This is a genomic window from Marivirga sericea (assembly GCF_900177665.1).
Taxonomy (GTDB): domain Bacteria; phylum Bacteroidota; class Bacteroidia; order Cytophagales; family Cyclobacteriaceae; genus Marivirga; species Marivirga sericea.
Genome location: NZ_FXAW01000004.1, coordinates 115,526 through 139,353 on the forward strand (window position 1 = coordinate 115,526; position 23,828 = coordinate 139,353).

A 23,828-nucleotide genomic window follows, 5' to 3' on the forward strand; every position below is an offset into this window, starting at 1 on the left:
ATAAAATTATAGGAATGTCGAAATCTTAGAATATTAAAAAAAGCCGAGTTTTACTCGGCTCCAATATTTATTTCAATTTATTTTTTGTTTGTTGTATGATGTCTTTAAAAGCTTCCGTAGAAGAAAAGAAAGCATCACTAAGCTCCTGAGCTGCAATATCACCAAAATTCTCTACCCTGCTATATTTTTCTTCCAACTCATTTTGGAGCTTCTCCAACTTTTCCAAATTTTCTGAAATCTCCTCTTTTCTATCTGCTTGAGAATTTCTTGCTTCAGCTTTTAATAGCTCAAATTCTGTTTTCAATTCATTTATTTTCTCCGAGGAAGAGTTCTTGAATTCTTCATGTTTTCCCATTAATCCATACAATTTAAATTAAAAAATCATTCAAATGCCGCAATACCGGTAATTTCCTTACCTAATATTAACAAATGAATATCATGTGTTCCTTCATACGTTACAACAGACTCGAGGTTTGCCATATGGCGCATCATAGGATAATCTCCTGTGATCCCCATGCCGCCGTGGATTTGTCTGGCTTCGCGCGCTATATTAAGAGCCATTTCTACTGCATTTCGCTTCGCCATTGAAATCTGAGGAGTAGTAGCCTTCCCTTCCTCCATCAATTGAGCCAATCTATAATTCAATAATTGAGACTTGGTGATTTCAGTTAACATTTCAGAAAGTTTTTTCTGTGTCAATTGAAAAGAAGCAATCGGTTTCCCAAACTGGATACGCTCCAAAGAATATCTTCTTGCAGAATCATAGCAGTCCATAGCTGCGCCAATAGCACCCCAAGCAATACCAAATCTTGCAGAATCTAAACATTTCATTGGCGCTCCTAAGCCTGATTTACCTTCTAGTAAATTTTCTTTAGGAACTTTCACATTATCAAATACTAGTTCTCCAGTAGTGCTCGCTCTTAATGACCATTTTCCGTGGGTTTCAGGAGTAGTGAAACCCTCCATTCCTCTTTCTACTATCAAACCATGAATTCTTCCCGTTTCATCCTTTGCCCAAACAACTGCTACATCACATTTCGGCGAATTCGAAATCCACATTTTCGCACCATTTAAAAGATAGTGATCGCCTTTATCTTTAAAGTTAGTAGTCATCCCACTTGGATTAGAGCCATGATCTGGTTCTGTTAACCCAAAACTTCCTAGCCACTCCCCAGATGCTAGTTTGGGTAGATATTTTTTGCGTTGAGCTTCATTTCCAAAAGCGTATATCGGATACATCACCAAGGAACCTTGAACAGAAGCGGTAGATCGCATGCCAGAATCTCCCCTTTCAATTTCTTGCATTATGATTCCATAAGAAATATAGTCTAATCCTCCACCACCGTATTCTTGGGGGATGGTTGGGCCAAAAGCACCTACCTCGCCAAATTTCTTCACGATTTCGTAAGGGAAATGGGCTTTCTGAGCCCATTCTTCAATATTCGGGCTGATCTCCTTTTTTACGAAATCTCTGATAGATTGTCGAATTAGTTTGTGCTCTTCAGTAAGCAATCCATCTAGTACGTAAAAATCTGGTGACTCAAATCGATCGGTTGATTGATTATTCATATCTGTATTTTTCAATTTATTGTGTGAAATGGAATTCGCAATAACTATTCAATTGGTGATCACTATATTTTCACCACTGAATTTTTACTGCTCACTTCATCATTATTAGTCGTTTTTATTTTTTGTAGCTTTGTAAGCTCATTCGAATGATGCAAATTTAAAAGTATTTTCAAGAAACCTTCAAAAAAGGTGAAATTTGCAATAGTCAATATATTTTATCCTATGAACAAAGAACACATCAATAAAAGTTTAGAAAAACTGAATCTCAAGTATCAGTCGATGGGGCAAGACTTATCAGCTTATCTTGACGGCTTACTTTTATCAAATTATACAACCTATTGGAATTACATAAATGTTGATACATTATTGACTTTGCAAAAGCCTAAGACTGATTTCCCTGATGAAGAAATCTTTATTATGTATCACCAAATTACTGAGCTCTATTTCAAGATGTGTTTAAATGAAATGGAGCAAATTGCACATAATGGCCAAATTATTGGTGAAAACGGAGAGGATTTAGGTTGGAATGAAAAATTAGATGTTACTTTTTTCATTAAGAGGCTAGGAAGAATGAACCGGTATTTCGAAACTTTAACACATTCTTTCGATATTATGGTCCAAGGGATGGAAAAGGAACAATTTCAAAGGTTTAGGATGGCATTATTGCCTGCAAGTGGTTTTCAATCTGCACAATACAGATTGATAGAATTTGCTGCTACGCCTTTGATTCAATTGGTAAGAAAAGAAAAAATAAATGACTGCCTGAATGCCTCGATAGAAGAAAAATATGAGCATATATACTGGAAAGAAGGAGCTACAGAAGTAGAAACAGGGCAAAAAACACTTACGCTAGAACAGTTCGAAAAGAAATACAAAAATGAATTTATAAATTGGATTAAGCGTTTTGAACAAAAAAATATCTATCAAAAGTATCTGGAACTTGATCGAGAATCAAAAAATAGTTCTGAATTAAAAGAAGCTTTAAGAAATTTCGACTTAAATGTAAATGTTTTTTGGCCTTTAGTTCATTATAAGTCTGCGGTTAGATATTTGCAACAAAATAATAAAGATGTAGTAGCCACCGGTGGAACCAATTGGCAACAATATTTGCCACCAAGATTTCAAAAACGTATATTTTTCCCTGAATTATGGTCAGATAAAGAAAAAAATGACTGGGGAAAAGGTTGGGTTGTGAAAGAAGTTTTTGGAGAAGAATAAAATGAAAACTGTATTAAGCATCATATTGATTCTATTGCCTGTGGTATTATCTGCTCAAGGCAAAGAAGTAAAAGTCTATTATGACGATGAACGGAATCATCTCAAAGAACGATACTTTGTTAAAGATCTAGATCCTAGTATTCTATATGGAACTTACGAATCGTATTACATTTCAGGCGAGCTGAAAAGTAAGGGACAATATGTGAATGATGAAACCTACGGCCAATGGAAATATTATTATGAAACAGGAAAGCTAAAAATGCAAGGACAGCTGAAAGATAATTCAAATCATGGATTATGGTCATACTATTTTGAGAATGGTGAACTCAGAATGGAGGGAAAAATATATGAAGGCTTACGACAAGGAAATTGGAAATATTTTTTCGAAACAGGAGTTCTTAAAAGTGATGGGGAATATGTTGATGATTTAAAAAGCGGTTTATGGACCTATTATTCAGAAAATGGTGATTTAAAAGCAAAAGCGATTTACAAAAATGGTGATGGGGTATATAAAGAGTTTTATTCTAATGGAAATTTAAGATCAGAAGGTTTCATTAAAGATGAAAAGAGTGATAGCCTATGGAAGAATTATTATCAATCAGGTGCAATAAAATCAAAAGGACAATATTCTGAAGGGGCTAAGGAAGGTAATTGGGTTTACTTTTATGAAGATGGCAATATTTCAGGAGAAGGAAAATACCTTCATAATTTAAATCACGGAAAATGGGTTTACTATCATCCGAATGGTCAAGTAAGTGCTGAGGGTGCTGAGAGGGAAGGAAAAAAGGAAGGCTATTGGAAACTCTATTTTGAAGATGGTCAACTAAAAGGAGAAGGGGTGTATGATGCAGGCAGCGGAGAATACAAAGAGTTTTATGAAAGTGGTAAACTGAAGGTAAAAGGAGCAGTGGTCGATGGGAAAAGTGAAGGGCGTTGGGAATATTTTTATGAATCAGGCGAAAAGGAAGGCGAAGCGGACTTTCAAAAAGGGAAAGGACAATTCACAGGTTTTTATCGAAATGGTGATAAAAAGATGTTGGGTACTATTGAAGATGGAGTCAAAACTGGAACTTGGGAACTATATGATCACGAAGGAGACGTAGCAGGTTACTATAAACCAATATATGAAGACTATGAGCCACTTTTAAGAACTGCTAAAAACCCCAATAATAAGACCAATGAAAATCAACAATATAATAAGCCTGACTATCGATATAAATCAAAAAGCTCATCTTATTTCAAATCTAGAAACAATGACTTCCCTACTTTAATACTTCAAGCTAATCCATTCAACATGCTTTTTGGTGATTTACAGGTTTCTTTAGAGCATAATATCCAACAGCGAATCGGCTATGAGTTACTATATCACACATTTCGTAATCCCTTCTTCGCCAATTCCCTTAATCTTAGAGCAGGAGATAATTTTTTCGAAGGTTTTGGATTTAGTTTCAGACAAAGATTCTATCATAAAGACACTAAAGTAGGGATGCCTTATTTTGGCCACTCCATTTCTTATACAAACGTAGATAGATTTAAGTATTACGAAGATAATAATCAAAACGAAGTAGTTTCGGCAAAAATGAACGGGCAAGGTGTCCGTTATGGTTTATTAGTAGGTAGCAGGATCCTACAAAATCTGAACGATAATGGCTTCACTTTTGACATCAACCTCGGTATCAATTTTAACTATTACTTTTATGGTGCAGTAAAAAACGAGGGAGAAAGAAATGAAATCTTTGATGATTTAATAAACAACCCATTCAGAGTTCAACCCATTGTAGGGCTTTCATTTGGCTATGTTTTTAAGCTGAAAAATGTAAAAACCTTAAACCCATAGTATTAAGATTTAATAATAATGATAGAAAAAGAAGTAGTTTTAAAGCCAGAAGAGGCTTTCAACGAAGAAGAAGTTTTAGCCCTTATTGAAAAAAAACTGGGTTTAAAACCTCATCAAGATTTTAGAATTGCCAAACGATCCATAGATGCTCGCTCCAAAGAAATTAAAGTCCGCATCAAAGTAGACATTGCAGAAGGAGATCCACTGCCAGACAGGATAAATTATAAAATTAAAAACCTACCCAGCGTACACAATGCGCAACAATCTGCTATAATTATTGGCGCAGGTCCTGCAGGACTGTTTGCAGCGCTTCGACTTATTGAGTTGGGGTGGAAACCCATTATCTTAGAGAGGGGAAAAGACGTTCGAGGCAGAAGGCGGGACCTAGCCGACATCAATAAAAAACATATTGTAAATCCTGAAAGCAATTATTGCTTTGGCGAGGGGGGGGCAGGTACATACTCAGACGGAAAGCTTTACACTCGTTCGAAAAAAAGAGGAGATATCTATAGAATTTTGGAAATTTTGGTGGCCCATGGCGCTAAGGACGACATCATGATAGATGCTCACCCCCATATTGGCACCAATAAATTGCCTAAAATCATTCAAGAAATTAGAGAAAGTATTTTAGCTCATGGAGGCGAAGTGCATTTTGACACAAAAGTAACAGGATTTAAGGTAGAAGAACATGAGCTTAAATCCGTTACCACAGCCAATGGAAATGAATTTAAAGCAGATGCTTTCATTTTGGCCACAGGTCATTCCGCCAGAGATATTTTTCGTTTATTGCATGAAAATAAAATTCTCATAGAAGCTAAGCCCTTTGCCTTAGGAGTGCGTGTTGAGCATCCACAACAAATCATTGATAAAATTCAATACAAATGCGAAGAAAGAGGGCCTTATTTGCCCGCCTCCTCCTATGCGCTAGTTCATCAAACCTATTTTGAAAATAAGCAAAGAGGTGTATTCTCATTTTGCATGTGCCCAGGTGGATTTATAGTTCCAGCAGCCACTGAAAGCGGAGAAATAGTAGTCAATGGCATGAGCCCTTCAAGAAGAGATTCGCGCTTTGCTAATTCTGGAATTGTGGTTGCCATTGAATTGGAGGATATGCAAGATTTTGAAGAATATGGTCCTTTAAAAGGCTTAGAACTACAAAAAGTCATTGAACAAAATGCCTGTAAAATTGCTGGAAATAGCCAAAGTGCTCCTGCCCAAAGATTAATTGATTTTACACAGGGAAAGATAAGCCATGATCTACCAGATACTTCCTATCAACCTGGCTTATTTTCCGCTCGGATGGATGAAGTCCTTCCTCCATTCATAACAGAAAGATTGAAAACTGCCTTCAAAGCATTTGGTAAAAAAATGAACGGTTATTTCACAAATGATGCTGTTATTGTTGGAGTTGAGAGCAGAACCTCCTCTCCTGTTCGTATCCCTAGAGACAAAGAAACGTTAGAACATTCCGAAACTAAAAGGCTTTTCCCTTGTGGAGAAGGAGCGGGTTATGCCGGTGGAATTGTTTCTGCCGCCATGGATGGAGAAAGATGTGCAGAAAAAGTTGTTGAAATTTATCAGAATAAAAAATGAGTAAGAAAACAGTCATTATAGGAGCTACTACCAATCCATCAAGATATGCATATTTCGCAGCGGATAGATTAACCAATGCAGGGCACGAAATTGTACCCGTTGGAATAAAAAAAGGAGAAGTATTTGGCGAAGAAATTTTGGATATCCGAGAATCTCCAAAAGTTAAAGATGTTGACACTATTACACTTTATTTAGGCGCCAGGCATCAACCTGAATATTATGATTATTTACTCACTCTTAATCCCAAAAGAATCATATTCAATCCTGGAACGGAAAACCCTGAATTGGTAAATTTAGCTAATGAAAGAGGAATAGAAACAGAATATGCATGTACTTTAGTAATGCTAGGAAGTGGGGTATATTAATTAAAGAGAGAAGTAATTAGACTATTTCTAGTAAATTAAATTATCAATATTTTTTAGCTAGAATGGTAATTAAATCATAATAAAGCCTTTTTTTATACTTAACAGCTTATCTTCCCCTGACCACTATCTTCGTTTTAAAATTCTAATAAATGAAGATAAGAGACTTAGCTATTCGTAAAAAATTTATTCTTTCCTTTTCTTTATTGTTGTTCATGATGCTAATCGGAGGAATAGTGGTAGGCTATCTGTGGAGTCAAGTAGATAAATATCAGCAAATAAAATCTGATGTGGCTGAATCCATGATGCGTTTTGATAATGCGCAAAAAATCGAGCAAGATTTCCTCATATTTGGCTGGAAAAAAATTGACTTTTTAGAAGATGGGCAAAGTAACCTTACCCAACAGTTTCTTACTAAAATTGATGAAGTGGCAAAGTCTTTAGAAGATAAAACCACAACTGAATTTATTGAAAATAAAAACCTGTCTAGCGAATTCAGTTCAATTCTAATCTCCATTACCAGCTACAAAAAATCATTTGAGGAGTTGCGAAAATTACTTTTTGTTCGTGGTTTTAAAGACCACGGCCTTGAAGGGGAAATGAGAAGTTATGTTCACGATCTTCAAAAATGCGAATCTGCAGAGGAAAAAGTATTTGCCTTCAGCCTAAGGAGACATGAAAAAGATTTCGCACTGCGAAAAGATATGTCATATACAGATAAATTACATAATACTGCCGATGAATTTATTGAATTTATCAAAAATGCAAATGTTCAGCATTTTCCCCACATGACTGAGGTTTATAAAACAAAAACCATTGAAGCTATTAAAGCTTACAAAAATCACTTCGATAAAATTGTTCAAACTGAAATTGCAATTGGCTTGAACGAGAAAGCAGGGCAATTCTTACAACTTAACCGAAGTAAAAAAGAAACAGAACCGAAAATTTCTTTATTATATCAAAAAATCAATGAGCAAAATAAAGCATTGCGACAGACTGCTAGTTTAGTAATCGGAATAACACTTTTATTATTATTAATAACCGTTTTTGCTTTAGTTTACTATCTAAGAAAAACCGTTTCCAAACCGATTATAAAGTTGGACGATATTGTAAAGAAAGTATTAGCAGGTGATAGCAGTGCAGGAAAAGAATTGAATTATAATGGAAAAGATGAGATTGGCAGTTTGAATGAAAATTTCAGCCTTATGCTCGAAAATTTGAGGGAAAACCTTAAACTTATTAAAGACAAAAATGAATCACTAGAGCTTAAAGCCAAGCAAGACAAAGTTAGAAATTGGGCTATAGAAGGATTGAGCCATTTTTCCGATTTGATGAAGAGTAATAACGCGGATTTGAGTGAATTTGCCGATTCAATAATCCGTGAAATCGTAAAATATGTAAATGCCAATCAGGGAGCTTTCTTTATTCTACATGATAAAAAAGAACAAGTATATATGGAATTAAAAGCATGTTATGCCTTTAATAAAAAGAAATATATCCATAAAAAAGTGGAAAAGGGAGAAGGCCTAATCGGACAAACGTGGCTAGAAGGTGAATATATCTACATGACTGAAGTTCCAAATTCTTATATTAATATCACATCAGGATTAGGGGATGCGCCTCCAAAATCGATTATGATTTTGCCACTTAAAACTGATAATCAGATAGTAGGCGTAATAGAATTAGCTTCATTTCAAGTATTCGAAAAGCATGAACAAAAATTTTTACTGGAATTAGTCAACCGATTGGGAAGTGTAATCGAATCCATAAAAATGCAGGAGCAAACGCAAAAATTATTAGAGCAATCACAAGAAATGACAGAGCAAATGCGTGCACAAGAAGAGGAAATGCGTCAAAATATGGAAGAACTACAAGCCACTCAGGAAGAGATGAGCATAAACCAAAAATCATTAAATGAGACTATAAATTTCAAAGACATGCAACTCAATATGATGAATAGTCTTTTAGGAAAACTTTATGAAGGAATGCTGTTTATCAATAAAGATTATCAAATAGAAGCTTCTAATGATTATTTAATGGATGAGCTTCAATACAATCAAAATGATTTGTTAGGAAACCATCCAGAATTGATTTTCAAGACCTCCTTAAAGAAGAATATAGAGGGCTTACAAAATGATCCAAACTTCATTTTGACAGGAATTTCTGAAAGACATGAGGCCAAAATAATGGACAAATTCGGCAATATTTTTGATTCAAGATTTGTGATTACTCAAATAGAAAATAAAGGAGAAATTTATCATGCAGTACTTTTCAATAAAAAAGATGCAGAGTTTGGGAAAAGAGTCCTGAAACATCTGTTTCAAGCTAAATAATTACACTTTCTGAGCAATAAATTCACTGGAATTTAAGACTTCTATTTCACTAAAGTAAAAGTCATCTTTATCTTCAGTCAGGATAACTTTGCACCCAACTCGTTCGGCTGCATAATATTCAAAACCATCTTCCAAATCATGGATTTTTTTATTAGTTAATGCTTTTTTAACTCCATCTTGATCAGCGTCTGCAATTTTAATGTGCTGGCATAAGAAGGCGATTTTCTCTTTAGCTTTTTCCTCATTCACTTTCTTGGAAGCAAAGAAAAAAGCAATAGCTAAACAAATTGGAGAAGTATAAAATTCAAATTTAGATTGACCTACTAAACTTAAGATTCTAGCACTATAGTTAAAAAGAGGATATTCTTTATTGAGAACAGACACAAGAATATTGGCATCCAAAAAGACTTTCATTTTTTGGAAGATAAATATTCTGCCTTCATATCTTTTCTTTTACGAGCTTTGGTGTGATATTCAGCCTTTCCTTCCGCTACTTGATTCACCCAATCAGCAACTGGTAATTCATCTAATGATTTATATTCGCCCGTGGTCATTTGCTTGTAAAGAAACTCCGTAAGGCGAGATAAACTGATATTATTTTGCTCCGCAAATTGCTTTGCCTTGCCAATAATTTCTTCATTAAAAGATAAAGTAACTTTAGTGTCCATATCCCCTTTATTTTATTATACCACTAACTTATAATTTCTATACGTATAAAACAAATGATTGTTGAAATTCTATTGAATCCACCCTGCAATGATTTTTGTATATGTTCATTATGTCACCAAACGTGGATATTGCCTAAATCAATAGGTGGTGAAATAAATTCCACTGAACAGTTAACTTCTTCCGAACAAGTCGTCTTTAGTTTCAAGATCATGAACGTTCCCATTCTGTTTTAATCATGAATGAAAGCTATCTGTCTTAATATTGATGAGATTGAGCTAATTATTGCACCACAATAAATTCCGTGCCGTCATCCCTGCGCAGGGATGACGGCTCGAATCAAGATTGTAGATATCCAACGATTAGTGACTTAACAACTATTTACTGGATTCTTCCTATAATTACAAAGCCCCTTTAGTTGAAGGCAAATCATTCAAGCGACTCTCATCACGACTTACCGCCATTTTAATAGCTCGAGCCCATCCCTTGAAAATTGCTTCAATCTTATGGTGTTCATTATCACCAGTCACCTGAATATCCAAATTGCATTGTGCTGCATCCGAGAATGATTTAAAGAAATGGAAAAACATTTCTGTGGGCATATCCCCTACCATCTCTCTATTAAACTCAGCTTTCCAATTTATCCAAGGTCGGCCACCGAAGTCAATGGCTACTTGTGCCAATGCATCATCCATAGGCAAAAGAAATCCATAGCGATATATTCCCTTCTTATTACCCAACGCTTGCTTAAATGCTTCGCCCAAAGCCAAAGCAGTATCTTCTATAGTATGGTGCTCATCCACTTCTAAATCGCCATCCACTTGAATGGATAAATCTAAGCCACCATGTTTTCCCAATTGATCCAGCATGTGATCAAAGAATTTCAATCCTGTTGAATTTTCAGCTTTCCCACTACCATCTAGATCTAAATTGATATTAATATTCGTCTCGTTCGTTTTACGGGAGATAGCAGCCGTTCTTGCTGGCATTACTAAATATCGAGCTATTTCTCTCCAATCTTTGGAGGTTAAAGTAGCTTCCGCTAATTCATCACCAATAAAAATCGACTTTGCTCCTAAATTATCTGCCAACTGCACATCAGTTTTTCGATCACCTATGACATAACTGTTGGATAGATCATAAGCATCAGAGAAATATTTCTGCAGAAGACCAGTGCCTGGTTTGCGAGTATCCTTGCCTTCCTTTTCAAAAGTTCTGTCGATATGCTGCTCTGCAAATATGACCCCTTCTATCTCCAATTGCTTCAGCATCTTATTATGTGCCGGCCAGAAAGTATCTTCCGGATAGGATTCTGTTCCCAAACCGTCTTGATTCGTTACCATTACTAGCTCATAATCCGAATTTTGAGCTATAAATTGCAAAGCACTTACCGCATAAGGAAGAAACTCTAATTTTTCTAAAGAATCTACCTGAAAATCAATGGGTGGCTCCTGGATTATAGTGCCATCTCTATCTATAAATAATACTTTCTTTTTCATTTGATAGTAATTAAAAATGCAAAACTAGTGAATTGAATTTGATTTAAAACAAAAAAAGAAATATCTGAGTACCTCAAATATTTCTTCTCTTAAAATACGAATTACACCTGCTTAAATTCTATTTTAGAATATCATCATGGATCTTTTCCTTCTCACAAAACTCCAAATCGATAGTCCTCTTATCGATATCTGTTGCTTTAACGCGAACTGTACAGGGGTCTCCAAGCGTAATCATTCGTTTGTTGTTTTGCCCAATAATTCTGTAGTTCTTTTCATCAAATTCATAATAATCATCAGTCATATCTACTAATCGAACCATACCTTCGCATTTAGTTTCTATGATTTCTACAAAGATCCCCCATTCCGTAACACCAGTTACCAAGCCATCAAATGCCTTATCTTCAACAGAGGCCATAAATTCAACTTGTTTGTACTTGATTGAAGCCCTTTCTGCATCCGAAGCTCTTTTCTCCATTTCAGATGAATGCAAACATTTACTTTCGAACTCTTCTGCATTAACAGATTTTCCTTGGTCTAAATAATGTTGTAATAATCTATGGACCATCACATCAGGATACCTTCTAATAGGAGAAGTAAAATGGGTATAATATTGAAAAGCTAAGCCAAAATGAAATGAACTCTTTGTGGTATATTTAGCTTTAGCCATTGAACGTATTGCCAAACTTTCCAAGACATTTTGCTCGGGTTTACCTTGTATTTCGTTCATCAAGGAGTTCAAAGACTTGGCTACTGCCTTCTCTTCAATTTCTAATTCGTGACCAAATCTTTTGGCAAAAATAGAGAACGTACTGAGCTTTTCTGGATCAGGATAATCGTGCTGTCGATATACAAAAGTTAGTTTTTGATCACCTTTCTTTTTGGTAGCAATAAATTCAGCCACTTTTCTATTAGCCAGTAGCATATACTCCTCCACTAGTTTATGGGCATCCTTTCTAACTTTTGGAATGACGCCTAAAGGCTTTCCTTTTTCGTCCAGCTTGAATTTTACTTCCACCGATTCAAAAGCAATAGCTCCATGTTTGAAACGAGTATCTTTCAATTTTTTTGCTATCGCATTGAGTGTGGTTAATTCTTCTGCATGATCCCCAATTCCTGTCTCCAATACGGCTTGAGCATCCTCATAAGTAAACCTTCGATCCGAATGTGTAATAGTTCTGCCAAACCATTCATTATGAATTGTTCCGTTTTCATCCAATTCAAAAACAGCTGAAAAAGTAAATTTATCTTCATTGGGTCTTAATGAACAAAGTCCGTTAGATAGCCTTTCAGGCAACATAGGGATCGTTCTATCCACCAAATACACAGAAGTGGCTCTAAAATAAGCTTCCTCTTCCAGAAGTGTGCCTGGCTGAACATAATAGGTCACATCAGCAATATGAATTCCGATTTCGAAATGACCATTATCTAATTTCTTAAAGGAAATGGCATCATCAAAATCTTTCGCATCTTCAGGGTCGATGGTGAAAGTGGTGGTACTGCGCATATCCCTTCGCTTCGAAATTTCCTTGTCTGGCAATTGGTCACTTATCTTTTCAGACTCTCTTACCACAGCCTCAGGAAATTCCATTGGCAACTCAAATTCCGCCATGATTGAATGGATTTCCGCCTCGTTCTCCCCTGCTTTCCCTAATACCTTAATCACTTTGGCTTCAGGCTTTCTGTTTATATCTCCCCAGCTTTTGATTTCGGCAATTACTTTATCTTGATGCTGGGCTCCTCCCAATTTATCGTTATTGATGAAGAAATCGGTATGGATGTATCGGCTGTCAGGAATCATAAATGCATAACGAACAGACTTATCTATTCGCCCCACAAATTGGGTTTTTGCCCTTTCCACTATTTCAATTACTTTTCCTTCCTCTCTTCCATCTCTATTCTTTTTAGTGACTACCACTTTGACGGTATCCTTATGAAATGCTCCTTTAAGATTATCGGATTTCACGATGATATCAGTCTCTCTGTCATCAGAAATGATAAAAGCCATTCTTGGATTTACATGATCGACTTTTCCTATGATAAACTCAGGTTCCCTAGTGGAGACGTAGGTAGCTCGAGAGCCTTTTTCAATTCTACCTTCTTTCAGTAGTTCCACTAAAACTTTATCGATCAATCGCTTAGCCTCAGCTGTATTACTCCCAACAGCTTTCGCAATATTTCTAACCGTAAAAGATTTATGAAGATTATAATCTAGAATTTGAAGAACTTCTTGTTTAAGTTCTGGTATGCTTTTAATTATTCTTTTGGCCTTTTTTGGGCCTTTTTTATTTCTTTTTTTACTCATGTTTAAATTTAAAATGTTTTGAAAAGGATCTGATTAAGAGAATATAAAGAAATCAATATCATTCATCCTTAACTTTAATTATTTGCTCATCTTGCAAGATGGGTTGGCCCTTCATTTTTAGGTACAATTGGCAAGTGAGCACTACATCTTTCTCACAATATTCGGCAATTCTTTTTAAATCACCCTCTTTATAATAGACTTCATATACTTGACTTCCATCAATATCGTCTTTACTGGTGGGTAAATCAAATATATGAGCCAATAAATCTAATTTGGTATAATGTTTTCGGTCTCCGAATTTCCACATTTCTAATGTGTCCAAATAAGGAGTTTGCCATGGTTTCATAGTTGAAACGTCCAATATTGAAGGAAGTTTTAAACCATTGACCAATATCCGTCTGCAAATATACGGAATATCAAACTCTTTTATGTTATGTCCGCAAATGATGGAATTTGTATCTTCCATTTTTTGCAAGATTGGAATAAGCCTACTAAGCAATTTTGTTTCATCCTCATCCGCTAAAGTAGTTACTCTCAACTGCCTATTTTTCTCAGCACCAAACATCCAACCTAAAGAAACGACCACAATTCTACCAAATTCAGCATAAATGCCAGCCCTTGAATAAATTTCTTCTGCTGTTTCTCCATTTTTGGCTAGAAATGATGCTTTATGTTGCCAAAGCAATTGGTCTTTTTCGGACAAGTCATTGTAGTTTTCAGCTTGCGGAACGGTTTCTATATCAATAAAAAGTATGGCCATTTTGGTTGATTACTGGTTGAAGTTCGGTTTAAATTATGGAAAATATTTTACAGAAGGAAGTATGGAAGCTGGAAGTTTGAAGCTCAGACTTGATGTTTCAAGAATGTAGTGGGGAAAATGGAACGAGGAACGAGCTGGGAAACTCGTTACAGCGATGTGATGTAGGAAGTTGGGAGTGTTGTGCAGGATGATGGGTGAAGCTCCTTAATACGGCAATGCTATAAAGTCAATGAAATTTCCTTATCGAGTTTTTCGCTAAAGCGAAAAAACTTTTTTTTTCTTTTGTATCTACTGTGTTGGGACTTTGCTAATGTTGGTGCAGATTTCCACATTCTTTTTTTAACAAAATAGATACAATAGAACACAAAGGAAAATAACCAAGGTTATTTTTTAGGATTATAGTAAAAGATGAGACTGCACAGCTTAACTTAGTAGCATTGAATTCCCCAATGAGGGAAATATGAGTAGTTAAAGCTCGAGCTATGAAATCTAGTAACTTAATACTTGCTACTAGATACTGTGTCCCGTCTTGATTCTTGAATCTAAAATCTAGTCTCTAATTTCAACAAAATTCTTACTAAGACTATCTTTTTACAGGATAGGCTTTAACTTTGCATCTATTTTTAAGCAAAGACTTTAAATAACAATGACCTATATTTCACCTATTGAAACCAAAAGTTGGAAAAAACTACAGGAGCACTATAAGAATACTAAGGATATTCATCTCAAAACACTTTTTGAAGATGACAAAGGGAGATTTGATAAATTCACTTTAAATACTGAATCACTTTATATAGATTTTTCAAAGAATAAAATTACAGAGGAAACACTCAGTCTACTTTTGGATTTGGCAGTGGAAATGGAAATTCCTGAAGCCATTGAATCTATGTTTAAGGGTGATAAAATCAATCAAACTGAAGGAAGAGCGGTATTGCATACTGCTTTAAGAGATTTTTCTGACAATCCTGTCATTGATTCTGGTCAGGATGTTATGCCGTTGGTAAAAAAGGTGAAAAAACAAATGGAGTCATTCAGCCTAAAAATTCATTCAGGTGACTGGAAAGGATATTCAAACAAAAAAATCAAAAGTATTGTCAATATCGGTATAGGTGGATCTGACTTAGGACCAGTTATGGTGACCGAAGCTTTAAAACCGTATAAGGTTAAGGGAATCGACAGCTATTTTGTGTCCAATGTTGATGCCACCCATATAGCAGAGGTCTTGCAAAAAATAGATCCTGAAACAACATTGTTTTTAATTGCTTCCAAAACATTCACTACGCAAGAAACGATGACCAATGCCCATACTGCTAGAAGATGGTTTTTGGAAAATGGAGGTTCAGAAGAGACCATTAAAAAACATTTCGTAGCCCTAAGCACTAACAAATCGGGTGTAGAAAAATTTGGGATTGACCCAGCCAATATGTTTGAATTTTGGGATTGGGTTGGTGGAAGGTATTCGCTTTGGTCTGCCATTGGTTTATCCATTGCATTAAATATTGGGTATGATAACTTTGAAGAATTACTAAGAGGCGCTCATGAAATGGATATTCACTTAAAAGAAGCCCCTATATCTGAAAATGCGCCAGTAATTTTAGCTTTGATTGGCGTATGGTATAATAATTTTTACGGAGCCGAAACTGAAGCTATTTTACCATATGACCAATATTTACATCGGTTTGCTGCTTACTTTCAACAAGGAAATATGGAGAGCAATGGGAAGTCGGTAGATAGAAATGGGAATTCAGTTAATTACCAGACAGGGCCAATTGTTTGGGGAGAACCTGGTACCAATGGACAACATGCTTTTTATCAATTAATTCATCAAGGGACTAAAATGATTCCATGTGATTTTATCGCTCCTGCTATTTCTCACAATCCGATTGGCGATCATCATCAAAAACTATTGGCTAACTTTTTTGCCCAAACAGAGGCTTTAATGAATGGAAAAACGGAGAAAGAAGCTAGACAGGAATTAGAGCAAAAAGGTTTAAGTTCTGATGAAATCGAGAAACTACTGCCTTTTAAAGTCTTTACTGGTGATAATCCTACTAATTCCATATTGATGAAGCAAATCACCCCTAAGAGTTTGGGAAGTTTGATTGCGCTTTACGAACATAAAATATTCGTGCAAGGTATCATCTGGAATATCTTTAGTTTTGATCAATGGGGAGTAGAGCTAGGAAAGCAATTAGCTGGTTTAATCCTGCCTGAATTAGAGCATGACAATCCTGTTATTGGACATGATGCTTCTACTAATGGTTTGATTAATGAGTTTAAAAGGATGAGAAAGGGGTAATAAAGGTTGAGAAAAATCATCATCATAGGAGCTGGCGCAGCAGGCATTTTCGGAGCTATCAGCATAGCGACTAAAAATCCTGATGCTGAGGTGGTGGTTTTAGAAAAATCGTCTAAACTACTTTCCAAAGTTAAGATATCTGGTGGTGGAAGGTGCAATGTGACCAATGTTTGCCAAGAACCTAAAGAACTCATCAAACACTACCCACGAGGCCACAAAAAACTCAAAAAAGCGTTTGAAGAATTTGGCTCTAAAGAAATAGTTCAGTGGTTTGAAAGCAGAGGCGTAAACCTCAAATCGGAGGCAGATGGCCGAATTTTCCCCGTAACAGATGATTCGCAAACCATCATCAATTGCTTATTGAATGAATGCAAGAAGCACAAAGTAGTAATTAGAACAAAAGTGGCTGTAGAATCCATCAGTAAAACTGAAAAAGGATTTTCATTGAATATAAAGGGTTCAGAGAATATTGAATGCGATAAAGTTTTAGTTGCTACAGGAGGACACAATAAATTAGGAGCCTTCCAATGGTTAATCGATTTGGGACACAGTATTACTGAGCCTGTCCCCTCTCTATTTACATTCAATTTACCAGCTTCTAGTATAACAGCTTTATCAGGAGTTTCAGTTTCTGAAGTTGAAGTAAAAATTGCGGGCACTAAACTATCTTATCAAGGTCCTTTATTAATCACACATTGGGGATTAAGTGGTCCTGCAGTTTTGAAACTTTCTGCTTGGGGAGCCAGGATGCTACATGAAAAGAATTATGAATATTCGGTAGTGGTCAATTGGTTGAAAATTGACAGTGAAGAAGATGCCCGACAGAAACTTATTGAATTTCAATCTCAGAATCCTAAAAAGATGCTATTCAATAGTAATCCATTTCAATTACCGAAAAGACTTTGGGATTATCTGTTGACAAAATCCGAAATCGATGAAGAATTACGCTGGAATAATTTTTCAGGAAAGAAATTTAATAAGCTTATTAACCACTTGGTTGCGGACCTTTATGAAGCATCTGGTAAAACTACCTTCAAAGAAGAATTTGTTACCGCTGGCGGAGTAAAATTAGGAGATATCAATATGCAAACTATGGAAAGCAGAAGGTACCCTGGCTTATATTTTGCGGGAGAAATCCTAGATATTGATGGAGTTACAGGCGGATTCAATTTTCAAGCTGCTTGGACAACAGCGTGGTTAGCCTCGGAGGGGATTTTAGAAAATGAAAAAGCCCTTCAAAATTAATCAAAAGGCTTTCTATTATTCTTAAGAGCTATTTTCAAAAATCACCCTGCTTGATGCTCTGCCCTTAGTAAATCATTAACTGTCTTTACAGGGTTAAATGTTGACAATGGCACTTCTACAAAAAGTGTGATCCAATCTGACATAGCGCCATTCCACAAGCCTGGAAGTTCCAAAGCTTTTAATTCCTTGCCATCTTTGGATTTGCTGGTTATGAATCCTGTTTCTGGGTTTCTGTATTTGATCAGATCAAATTTTCTTCCATGTAAATCTTTAATACCACAAACTAAATCAACTGGATTAAAGTGCGTAGCACTTTGCAATGCTTTTTGTGCATTTTTATCATCAGGGTCTATTTGAGAAGTTTCTGCTATTTGCAGGTTTAATGAACCATCCTCTTCTTTTACCCAGAAGGGCCCTCCGCCTGGCTCTCCAGTATTCTTGACCATTCCACATACTCGGATAGGTCGGTGCAATAGATACTGCAGGTAGCCCACTTTCTCTGAAAATTCTAATTGGGCATAGTCGTCCTTAAATACCACAAACAAGTCTTTTCTTGCAAAATTCTCGATCTCCAGTAATTCTAGCTCATTGATATTTCTTTCCAACTGATTCTGATATCCGAATAATTTACTTTGAACACTCATTAATAATCCTGCTAAGGCTTTTTTATAATGTATTGTGTTCAATTTTAAATGGTCTGGCACCACATTATCAATATTCTTAATAAAAACTATATCATTATCTAAATCATTCAGATTTTCTAATAAAGCACCATGACCAGCTGGGCGAAATAAAATACTGCCATCGACATTGTAAAAAGGAGTATTATCAGGATTTACTGCTATAGTATCAGTTTCTGGCTTTTGTTGGGAAAATGTGATTTCAAACTGATTAAAGCCTTTTCTGACAGATTCAGCATGTTCTTGAAACAGCTTTTGGTGCTCTGGTGAGACTGTAAAATGTAATCGTACTTTTCCTTGAGCACCTCGCGCGTAATTTTCCCCTTCAGTAAAGTGCTCTCCAACAGGAGTTTTGATTCCCGATTTATAATCATGAAAATCCAATAATCCTTTTGGTAAATTACCATAGTTTAATCCTTCCTCCAGTAACAGAGCTTTTACTATTGCATGAAACTCTTTATTCTTTAAAGCTTCATCTAATCCATTTCCCTTCTCCTGCATTTTTTTATCCAAAGCATCAGAAAAAGCAAATTTGTGAATGTTCTCAAAGAAAGATTTTAGAAAATCATCTTGTTCAGCCTTGGATTCATCTTCTTCAAGAAAGGAATACAAATTTTTGAACATACGACTAGCGGCACCACTGGCTGGTACAAATTTAGTCATACTGTAATCGTGAGATTGCTTTTCATAAAAAGCTATAAATTCATCCTTACTTTTTTCAGATAATTGAATCAAACCATCCCCTACCGTTGCTGGTCTATCAATTGGCAAATAAGGAAATCCTTTTTTAAATCTTAATAATTGCTGCTCTACCAACTCCACTGATTTTCCTGCCTTCTGAATATCATCTTTTAATCTATTATCCATTTTATCGGGTTGTTAGGTTTAAAAATAAGTTTCTAAAGCCATTTTATAACTTTTTTCATAGGCTTCATATAAATTCTTCCAATCAAAAACTTCTGATAAATCCTCTGACATATTTCGCATGTCAATTCTTTCTCTACTTGTGATTTGAGTAAAATCCCACATCACATTAGTCAGTTCTTCAGCAGCTTCATCAAAATTTTTATTGGTTCTTTTTACTATAAACATTCCGTGTTTTCTATCTCCAATACTCACATTTTTCATATAATCACCGAATCCTGATAAATCAGAAGTCACTGACGCCACTCCTCTTGCCAAAGACTCCAAAGGTGTGTAACCCCAGGGCTCATAGTAACTTGGAAAAACTCCTAAATGACAAGCCCTTACAAAATCATCATACTCCATCCCAAATAAAGGATTGGTAGAAGAAATGAAATCAGGATGATAGACTACTTTAACTTTATCGGATTCCTGGTTGACAAGGTTTGCTGTTCTTAAGAAATTCAGAATTGCATCATTGTCATCATCTACTAAATTATGCGTTACAACAGGAGGCAAACCACCTGACTTCCAAGCCTGTATAGCTCTTCTATGTCGTAGTTTCCAGTAGTCATCTACCATGTCATTTAAATTCGGTAGTTTATGATCTCCTATACTAGATGCGGCCTGACGATATAATCTATTCTTAATCTGTTCCACTATAGCATTTGAATTGGTATTGATTTTATCCAACATCGCTCTTGCATTTAAAACATCAGGATTGATAGATTGGACCGGCTGGCGTGTAATAAAAAACATGACCACCGTCAAAGGAGATTTGGCTTGTTTCAACCTATGATTTAAGCGCGCTAATGCTTCCAATGTTAAATCGTAGCCCTTATTGGAATACTCAAACCTTCCTGATGTAAAAAAATATAGGGTTTTGTTCAAATCAAATGAATAACTTTTGAAAAAGTGCCCCATTATAAACTGTTCAAGTAAAAGCTTATATTTATGATGCAAATTTTGAACCTCATGCAATACAGAAAACCTCTCGATATTCAAACCATTGGGTAATATTTTATCAGGACTTCTTCCAAGCAAGTGAAAACATTCCTTCCCAGTCACCTCACTTACCGTAGTAAAAACATGTGCCCCATGTACACAAGCCCTTTCTAACTTCACATTTGCTTCTACATTAAAATGAACAGCCTCTTTATGCCAATCCATAAATGGCAGATGATCATAAAATTGCGGATCATTCATAGCTAAATATCTACCTAGTAGTGTGGCATGAGTCGTAAATACAGTTTGCAAAGGAACTTGATCTCTTCGTAAATTAGGAATTGCAGAACCTGCCATCCATTCATGAAAATGCGATAAAGGCTTAATTTTTTTATCGATGGCCACACGAGTCATTTCTGATAGAAAAATATGCACCATATATCCGAAAGCCAAAACCTCATCCATCAGCGGATCATGATTTTTGAAGTCTATACCATGATTCTGCCAATAATAATATTTAATATCACCCAAATGATGAAATGAAGATTTATGGTCAAATAATAAGGTTTGGGGCCTTCCTGAAACTAACCAATAGCCACTCTTTATATTCAACCCTTTTTCCCTACATATCCGCAAGGTTTCATCTATTACATTATGACCGAATTCTGCTTCTTCAAAATCTGTGGCTGCTTCTTTAGGAGCGTAGGGTCCCATTAGAAAATAATTTTTACCCCAATTTTTCACCATAGTAGGTACTTTGGAGCGAATCACCGTATAAATACCTCCTACTTGATTGCAAACTTCCCAGGCAACCTCAGTTAAAATATGTTTTTCATTATCAATCGTTTGACTTTCCTTCATAATAGTTCCTTTCACAATAGTTGCGATAGCTTTTATATAAGACTATCAATATTAAATCACACTAAATATCATCTTTTTAAAGCTGATTTCATCTTGAGCAATCAATCCTTTTGAGCAATTGTTCAATACACTCTTTTTAATTTATGAGAATATTCCCAAATAATGTCAGAATACGTTAAAATTTACCGGATTTTCTTTAAAAAATTTGAGCGTAGACTTATAAAACTTTAATTTAAAAAAAATAAAGAAATACTTAGTGTATTAACTACAATAAGTAGTTAATTTTGTAAATAATGTGGCGATAAATCGCTAAATATTAATAGGTTAAAATGGAAGAAAATAAAGATAAAACCCAAGAGTCTGAAAAGGATTTCGAGGGAAACTATATAGAGAAATTTCAGGAGCAGAAGGAGGAAGAATTCTACCCGGGTGGAATTATTAGCTGGAAACAAAAGAAAGGTAGAGTAAAGATTTATGCTCAACATTCTACTTTGGAATTAAGCATCATAAGTGAGAAAATTCTAAAATTCCGCTATGCTAATGACGGGTATTTCGAGGATGATTTTTCTTATGCCATTGATCCAGAATTCGAATCTGGAAATACGCATTATCATTTCGAAACAACCGAAGAAGCATTGATAATCAAAACTGATTTACTGCAGTGCGCCATTAAAAAGTCAGATGCGACTATTAAAATCCTTGATAATAATGGTAAAATTCTCATCGAAGATGAAAAAGGATATCATTGGAAAGACGAAAGAAGATTTGGAGGGCACGTGGTCATTTCTACCTTAAAATCTTCAAAAACCAATAAATATTATGGTCTTGGCGATAAAACTGGAAGCTTAAACTTAAACGGAACTCGCAGAGAATTGTGGGGTACTGATTGCTACGGATATGGCAACGAAACAGATCCTGTTTACAAAAACATACCGTTTTTCATGGGTTTAAACGATGGAGAAGGCTATGGTATTTTCTTAGACAACTCTTTTAGAACTTTCTTTGATTTTGGACAGGAAAGAAAAGAGGCGCTGAGTTTCTGGGCGCAAGGTGGTGAAATGCGCTATTACTTCATTTATGGACCTAAGCTTGAAAATGTGGTGCAAGATTATACAGAACTCACGGGAAGATCCCCGCTCCCACCAAAATGGGCCTTAGGCTATCATCAAAGTAAATGGAGCTATTATCCTGAAAAAACAGTTCGAGAATTAGCTAAAAATTTCCGAGACAAGAAAATTCCATGTGATGTTATTCATTTAGATATTGATTACATGGATGGCTACAGAATCTTTACATGGAATAATGAAAGGTTTCCAAACCCTAAACAAATGATCGCTGATTTGAAGGAAGATGGCTTCAAAACCATAGTTATCGTAGATCCAGGTATTAAGATCGATCCACTTTACACGGTCTTTCAGCAAGGGGTTCATCATAATTATTTCTGCCAAAGAATGGATGGCGCTAGATTTAAGGGCAGCGTTTGGCCTGGACCGTGTCATTTCCCAGACTTTACAAATCCTGCTGCAAGGAAATGGTGGTCAGGATTATTCGGAGGTCTTATTCAAGATGGTGTGGCTGGAGTATGGAATGACATGAACGAACCGGCTGTATTTGAAGAAGGTACATTTCCACGTGATGTAAGACATGATTATGACGGTCACCCATGTAGTCATCGAAAAGGACATAATGTTTACGGAATGCAAATGGCCAGGGCCACCTATGAAGGCTTAGAACAATTTTCGGGCAATAACAGAAGCTTTACCATTACTCGGTCCGCATATGCAGGAATTCAAAGATTCAGTTCTGTTTGGACAGGCGATAATCTAGCATCATGGGAGCATTTAAAAATTGCCAACATTCAATGCCAGAGACTCAGTGCATCGGGTGTTTCCTTTGCAGGCTCTGACGTTGGTGGTTTCATTGGCGCTCCTGATGGTGAATTATATACACGCTGGATTCAAATGGCAACTTTTCATCCATTTTTTAGAACGCATTCATCCGGTGATCATGGCGATAAAGAACCTTGGCAATTCGAAGAAAAATATTTGAATATTGTCAGAAAATTTATCGAAATGAGGTACGAAATTATGCCTTATCTGTATACTACCTACTGGCAATATTCAGAATATGCAAAACCTATGTTGCGTGCTATATCTTTGGCTTATCAGCATGATAAAGAGACTTTAGATAGGGAAGAAGAGTTTTTACTTGGACAACACATATTAATTTGTCCAGTTTCCGCCCCTAAAGTGAATCAAAGAATGATGTACTTACCTGAGGGTGAATGGTATAATTTCTGGACAGATGAGTTATTGTCTGGAAAAAGAGAAATTAATGTTGAGACGCCTTTAGAGCAAATACCGATGTTTATTAAAGCAGGAGCAATTCTCACTATGCAGGATAAAATGCAGTATGTGGATGAATTTGTTCCCGAAAACATCAAACTGCATGTTTATAAAGCATTGGGTGAAACGGAAAGTGAATTATATGAAGATGATGGGCTTTCAAAAGATTTTGAATTGGGCATCAGTACATTGCACACTTTTACTCAAAAGCCCGTTGATAATGGAATAGTTATTCTTCATACAATAGATACAGAATATGATGCCGGTTATACAGGATTCGAAGTGTGTTTGCATGGTTTTGAAGATCCATACAAAGTAATAGTAGACGGCAATACCATTAATATAGATCAAACGTCAACTTTTATTGTCGGTAAAGAATTTACTGCCATTGAAATCGTAAAACAGTAACCT

At 35.8% G+C, this 23,828-nt stretch carries 17 protein-coding genes; 8 read left to right on the plus strand and 9 right to left on the minus strand.

Annotated features, from left to right (window positions below):
• Positions 1-67: 67 nt before the first annotated feature.
• Positions 68-355 (minus strand): sll1863 family stress response protein, encoded by a 288-nt coding sequence (locus tag B9Y84_RS10390; RefSeq protein WP_085517036.1) that lies wholly within the window; start codon positions 353-355, stop codon positions 68-70.
• Between the two features lie 26 nt (positions 356-381).
• Positions 382-1,569 (minus strand): acyl-CoA dehydrogenase family protein, encoded by a 1,188-nt coding sequence (locus B9Y84_RS10395; protein ID WP_085517037.1) that lies wholly within the window; start codon positions 1,567-1,569, stop codon positions 382-384.
• 222 nt (positions 1,570-1,791) lie between these two features.
• Here B9Y84_RS10395 and B9Y84_RS10400 point away from each other — a divergent pair, with 222 nt between their 5' ends.
• From B9Y84_RS10400 to B9Y84_RS10420, 5 genes are all read left to right on the plus strand, one after another.
• Positions 1,792-2,787, plus strand: coding sequence for a tryptophan 2,3-dioxygenase family protein (locus tag B9Y84_RS10400; protein WP_085517038.1), 996 nt, complete (start codon positions 1,792-1,794; stop codon positions 2,785-2,787).
• A gap of 1 nt (position 2,788) precedes the next feature.
• On the plus strand, positions 2,789-4,624 hold the full coding sequence (locus B9Y84_RS10405; protein ID WP_085517039.1) for a toxin-antitoxin system YwqK family antitoxin: 1,836 nt from the start codon (positions 2,789-2,791) through the stop codon (positions 4,622-4,624).
• A gap of 18 nt (positions 4,625-4,642) precedes the next feature.
• The gene (locus B9Y84_RS10410) at positions 4,643-6,217 is read left to right on the plus strand and encodes an NAD(P)/FAD-dependent oxidoreductase (protein WP_085517040.1); all 1,575 of its coding nucleotides are present in this window, start codon (positions 4,643-4,645) and stop codon (positions 6,215-6,217) included.
• Complete coding sequence (locus B9Y84_RS10415; RefSeq protein ID WP_085517041.1) at positions 6,214-6,582, plus strand: CoA-binding protein; 369 nt, start codon at positions 6,214-6,216, stop codon at positions 6,580-6,582. The genes B9Y84_RS10410 and B9Y84_RS10415 overlap by 4 nt, the downstream gene beginning before the upstream one ends.
• Positions 6,583-6,731: 149 nt before the next feature.
• On the plus strand, positions 6,732-8,912 hold the full coding sequence (locus B9Y84_RS10420; protein ID WP_085517042.1) for a GAF domain-containing protein: 2,181 nt from the start codon (positions 6,732-6,734) through the stop codon (positions 8,910-8,912).
• On the opposite strand, the gene B9Y84_RS10425 is transcribed toward B9Y84_RS10420, so the two are convergent.
• The 5 genes from B9Y84_RS10425 to B9Y84_RS10445 all read right to left on the minus strand — a co-directional run bounded on the left by B9Y84_RS10425 (position 8,913) and on the right by B9Y84_RS10445 (position 14,139).
• A complete protein-coding gene (locus B9Y84_RS10425; protein WP_085517043.1) occupies positions 8,913-9,326 on the minus strand; it encodes a type II toxin-antitoxin system VapC family toxin in 414 nt (137 codons plus the stop codon).
• Positions 9,323-9,580, minus strand: coding sequence for a DUF6364 family protein (locus B9Y84_RS10430; protein ID WP_085517044.1), 258 nt, complete (start codon positions 9,578-9,580; stop codon positions 9,323-9,325). Before B9Y84_RS10430 ends, B9Y84_RS10425 begins: the two co-directional genes overlap by 4 nt.
• A 399-nt stretch (positions 9,581-9,979) precedes the next feature.
• Positions 9,980-11,077, minus strand: a complete 1,098-nt coding sequence (gene hisB / locus B9Y84_RS10435) for a bifunctional histidinol-phosphatase/imidazoleglycerol-phosphate dehydratase HisB (RefSeq protein WP_085517045.1) — start codon at positions 11,075-11,077, stop codon at positions 9,980-9,982.
• A gap of 118 nt (positions 11,078-11,195) precedes the next feature.
• The gene (gene rnr / locus B9Y84_RS10440; protein WP_085517046.1) at positions 11,196-13,379 is read right to left on the minus strand and encodes a ribonuclease R; all 2,184 of its coding nucleotides are present in this window, start codon (positions 13,377-13,379) and stop codon (positions 11,196-11,198) included.
• A 58-nt stretch (positions 13,380-13,437) separates the two neighbouring features.
• The gene (locus B9Y84_RS10445; RefSeq protein WP_085517047.1) at positions 13,438-14,139 is read right to left on the minus strand and encodes a 3'-5' exonuclease; all 702 of its coding nucleotides are present in this window, start codon (positions 14,137-14,139) and stop codon (positions 13,438-13,440) included.
• Between the two features lie 646 nt (positions 14,140-14,785).
• Here B9Y84_RS10445 and pgi point away from each other — a divergent pair.
• Together pgi and B9Y84_RS10455 are read left to right on the plus strand one after the other, a co-directional pair.
• Positions 14,786-16,438, plus strand: coding sequence for a glucose-6-phosphate isomerase (pgi, locus tag B9Y84_RS10450; RefSeq protein ID WP_085517048.1), 1,653 nt, complete (start codon positions 14,786-14,788; stop codon positions 16,436-16,438).
• A gap of 6 nt (positions 16,439-16,444) precedes the next feature.
• Positions 16,445-17,683 (plus strand): BaiN/RdsA family NAD(P)/FAD-dependent oxidoreductase, encoded by a 1,239-nt coding sequence (locus B9Y84_RS10455; RefSeq protein WP_085517049.1) that lies wholly within the window; start codon positions 16,445-16,447, stop codon positions 17,681-17,683.
• A 41-nt stretch (positions 17,684-17,724) separates the two neighbouring features.
• Here the strand turns inward: B9Y84_RS10455 and B9Y84_RS10460 are convergent, their stop codons facing one another.
• Positions 17,725-19,230, minus strand: coding sequence for a DUF4301 family protein (locus B9Y84_RS10460; RefSeq protein WP_085517050.1), 1,506 nt, complete (start codon positions 19,228-19,230; stop codon positions 17,725-17,727).
• A gap of 18 nt (positions 19,231-19,248) precedes the next feature.
• The gene (locus B9Y84_RS10465) at positions 19,249-21,072 is read right to left on the minus strand and encodes a glycosyltransferase (protein WP_085517051.1); all 1,824 of its coding nucleotides are present in this window, start codon (positions 21,070-21,072) and stop codon (positions 19,249-19,251) included.
• A gap of 329 nt (positions 21,073-21,401) precedes the next feature.
• Between B9Y84_RS10465 and B9Y84_RS10470 the strand changes: the two genes are divergently transcribed.
• Positions 21,402-23,825 carry a glycoside hydrolase family 31 protein gene (locus B9Y84_RS10470; RefSeq protein WP_085517052.1) on the plus strand — a complete coding sequence of 808 codons (2,424 nt, stop codon included), beginning with the start codon at positions 21,402-21,404 and terminating at the stop codon, positions 23,823-23,825.
• Positions 23,826-23,828 lie beyond the last annotated feature (3 nt).

What these genes read in the sequence shown, in the direction of transcription:
- B9Y84_RS10460 (WP_085517050.1), bottom strand. Translation starts at nt 19,230, where the DNA reads ATGGATAATAGATTAAAAGATGATATTCAGAAGGCAGGAAAATCAGTG.
- B9Y84_RS10395 (WP_085517037.1), bottom strand. Translation starts at nt 1,569, where the DNA reads ATGAATAATCAATCAACCGATCGATTTGAGTCACCAGATTTTTACGTA.
- B9Y84_RS10470 (WP_085517052.1), top strand. Translation starts at nt 21,402, where the DNA reads ATGGAAGAAAATAAAGATAAAACCCAAGAGTCTGAAAAGGATTTCGAG.
- pgi (WP_085517048.1), top strand. Translation starts at nt 14,786, where the DNA reads ATGACCTATATTTCACCTATTGAAACCAAAAGTTGGAAAAAACTACAG.
- B9Y84_RS10405 (WP_085517039.1), top strand. Translation starts at nt 2,789, where the DNA reads ATGAAAACTGTATTAAGCATCATATTGATTCTATTGCCTGTGGTATTA.
- hisB (WP_085517045.1), bottom strand. Translation starts at nt 11,077, where the DNA reads ATGAAAAAGAAAGTATTATTTATAGATAGAGATGGCACTATAATCCAG.
- B9Y84_RS10400 (WP_085517038.1), top strand. Translation starts at nt 1,792, where the DNA reads ATGAACAAAGAACACATCAATAAAAGTTTAGAAAAACTGAATCTCAAG.
- B9Y84_RS10415 (WP_085517041.1), top strand. Translation starts at nt 6,214, where the DNA reads ATGAGTAAGAAAACAGTCATTATAGGAGCTACTACCAATCCATCAAGA.
- B9Y84_RS10390 (WP_085517036.1), bottom strand. Translation starts at nt 355, where the DNA reads ATGGGAAAACATGAAGAATTCAAGAACTCTTCCTCGGAGAAAATAAAT.
- rnr (WP_085517046.1), bottom strand. Translation starts at nt 13,379, where the DNA reads ATGAGTAAAAAAAGAAATAAAAAAGGCCCAAAAAAGGCCAAAAGAATA.
- B9Y84_RS10465 (WP_085517051.1), bottom strand. Translation starts at nt 21,072, where the DNA reads ATGAAGGAAAGTCAAACGATTGATAATGAAAAACATATTTTAACTGAG.
- B9Y84_RS10425 (WP_085517043.1), bottom strand. Translation starts at nt 9,326, where the DNA reads ATGAAAGTCTTTTTGGATGCCAATATTCTTGTGTCTGTTCTCAATAAA.
- B9Y84_RS10410 (WP_085517040.1), top strand. Translation starts at nt 4,643, where the DNA reads ATGATAGAAAAAGAAGTAGTTTTAAAGCCAGAAGAGGCTTTCAACGAA.
- B9Y84_RS10420 (WP_085517042.1), top strand. Translation starts at nt 6,732, where the DNA reads ATGAAGATAAGAGACTTAGCTATTCGTAAAAAATTTATTCTTTCCTTT.
- B9Y84_RS10430 (WP_085517044.1), bottom strand. Translation starts at nt 9,580, where the DNA reads ATGGACACTAAAGTTACTTTATCTTTTAATGAAGAAATTATTGGCAAG.
- B9Y84_RS10445 (WP_085517047.1), bottom strand. Translation starts at nt 14,139, where the DNA reads ATGGCCATACTTTTTATTGATATAGAAACCGTTCCGCAAGCTGAAAAC.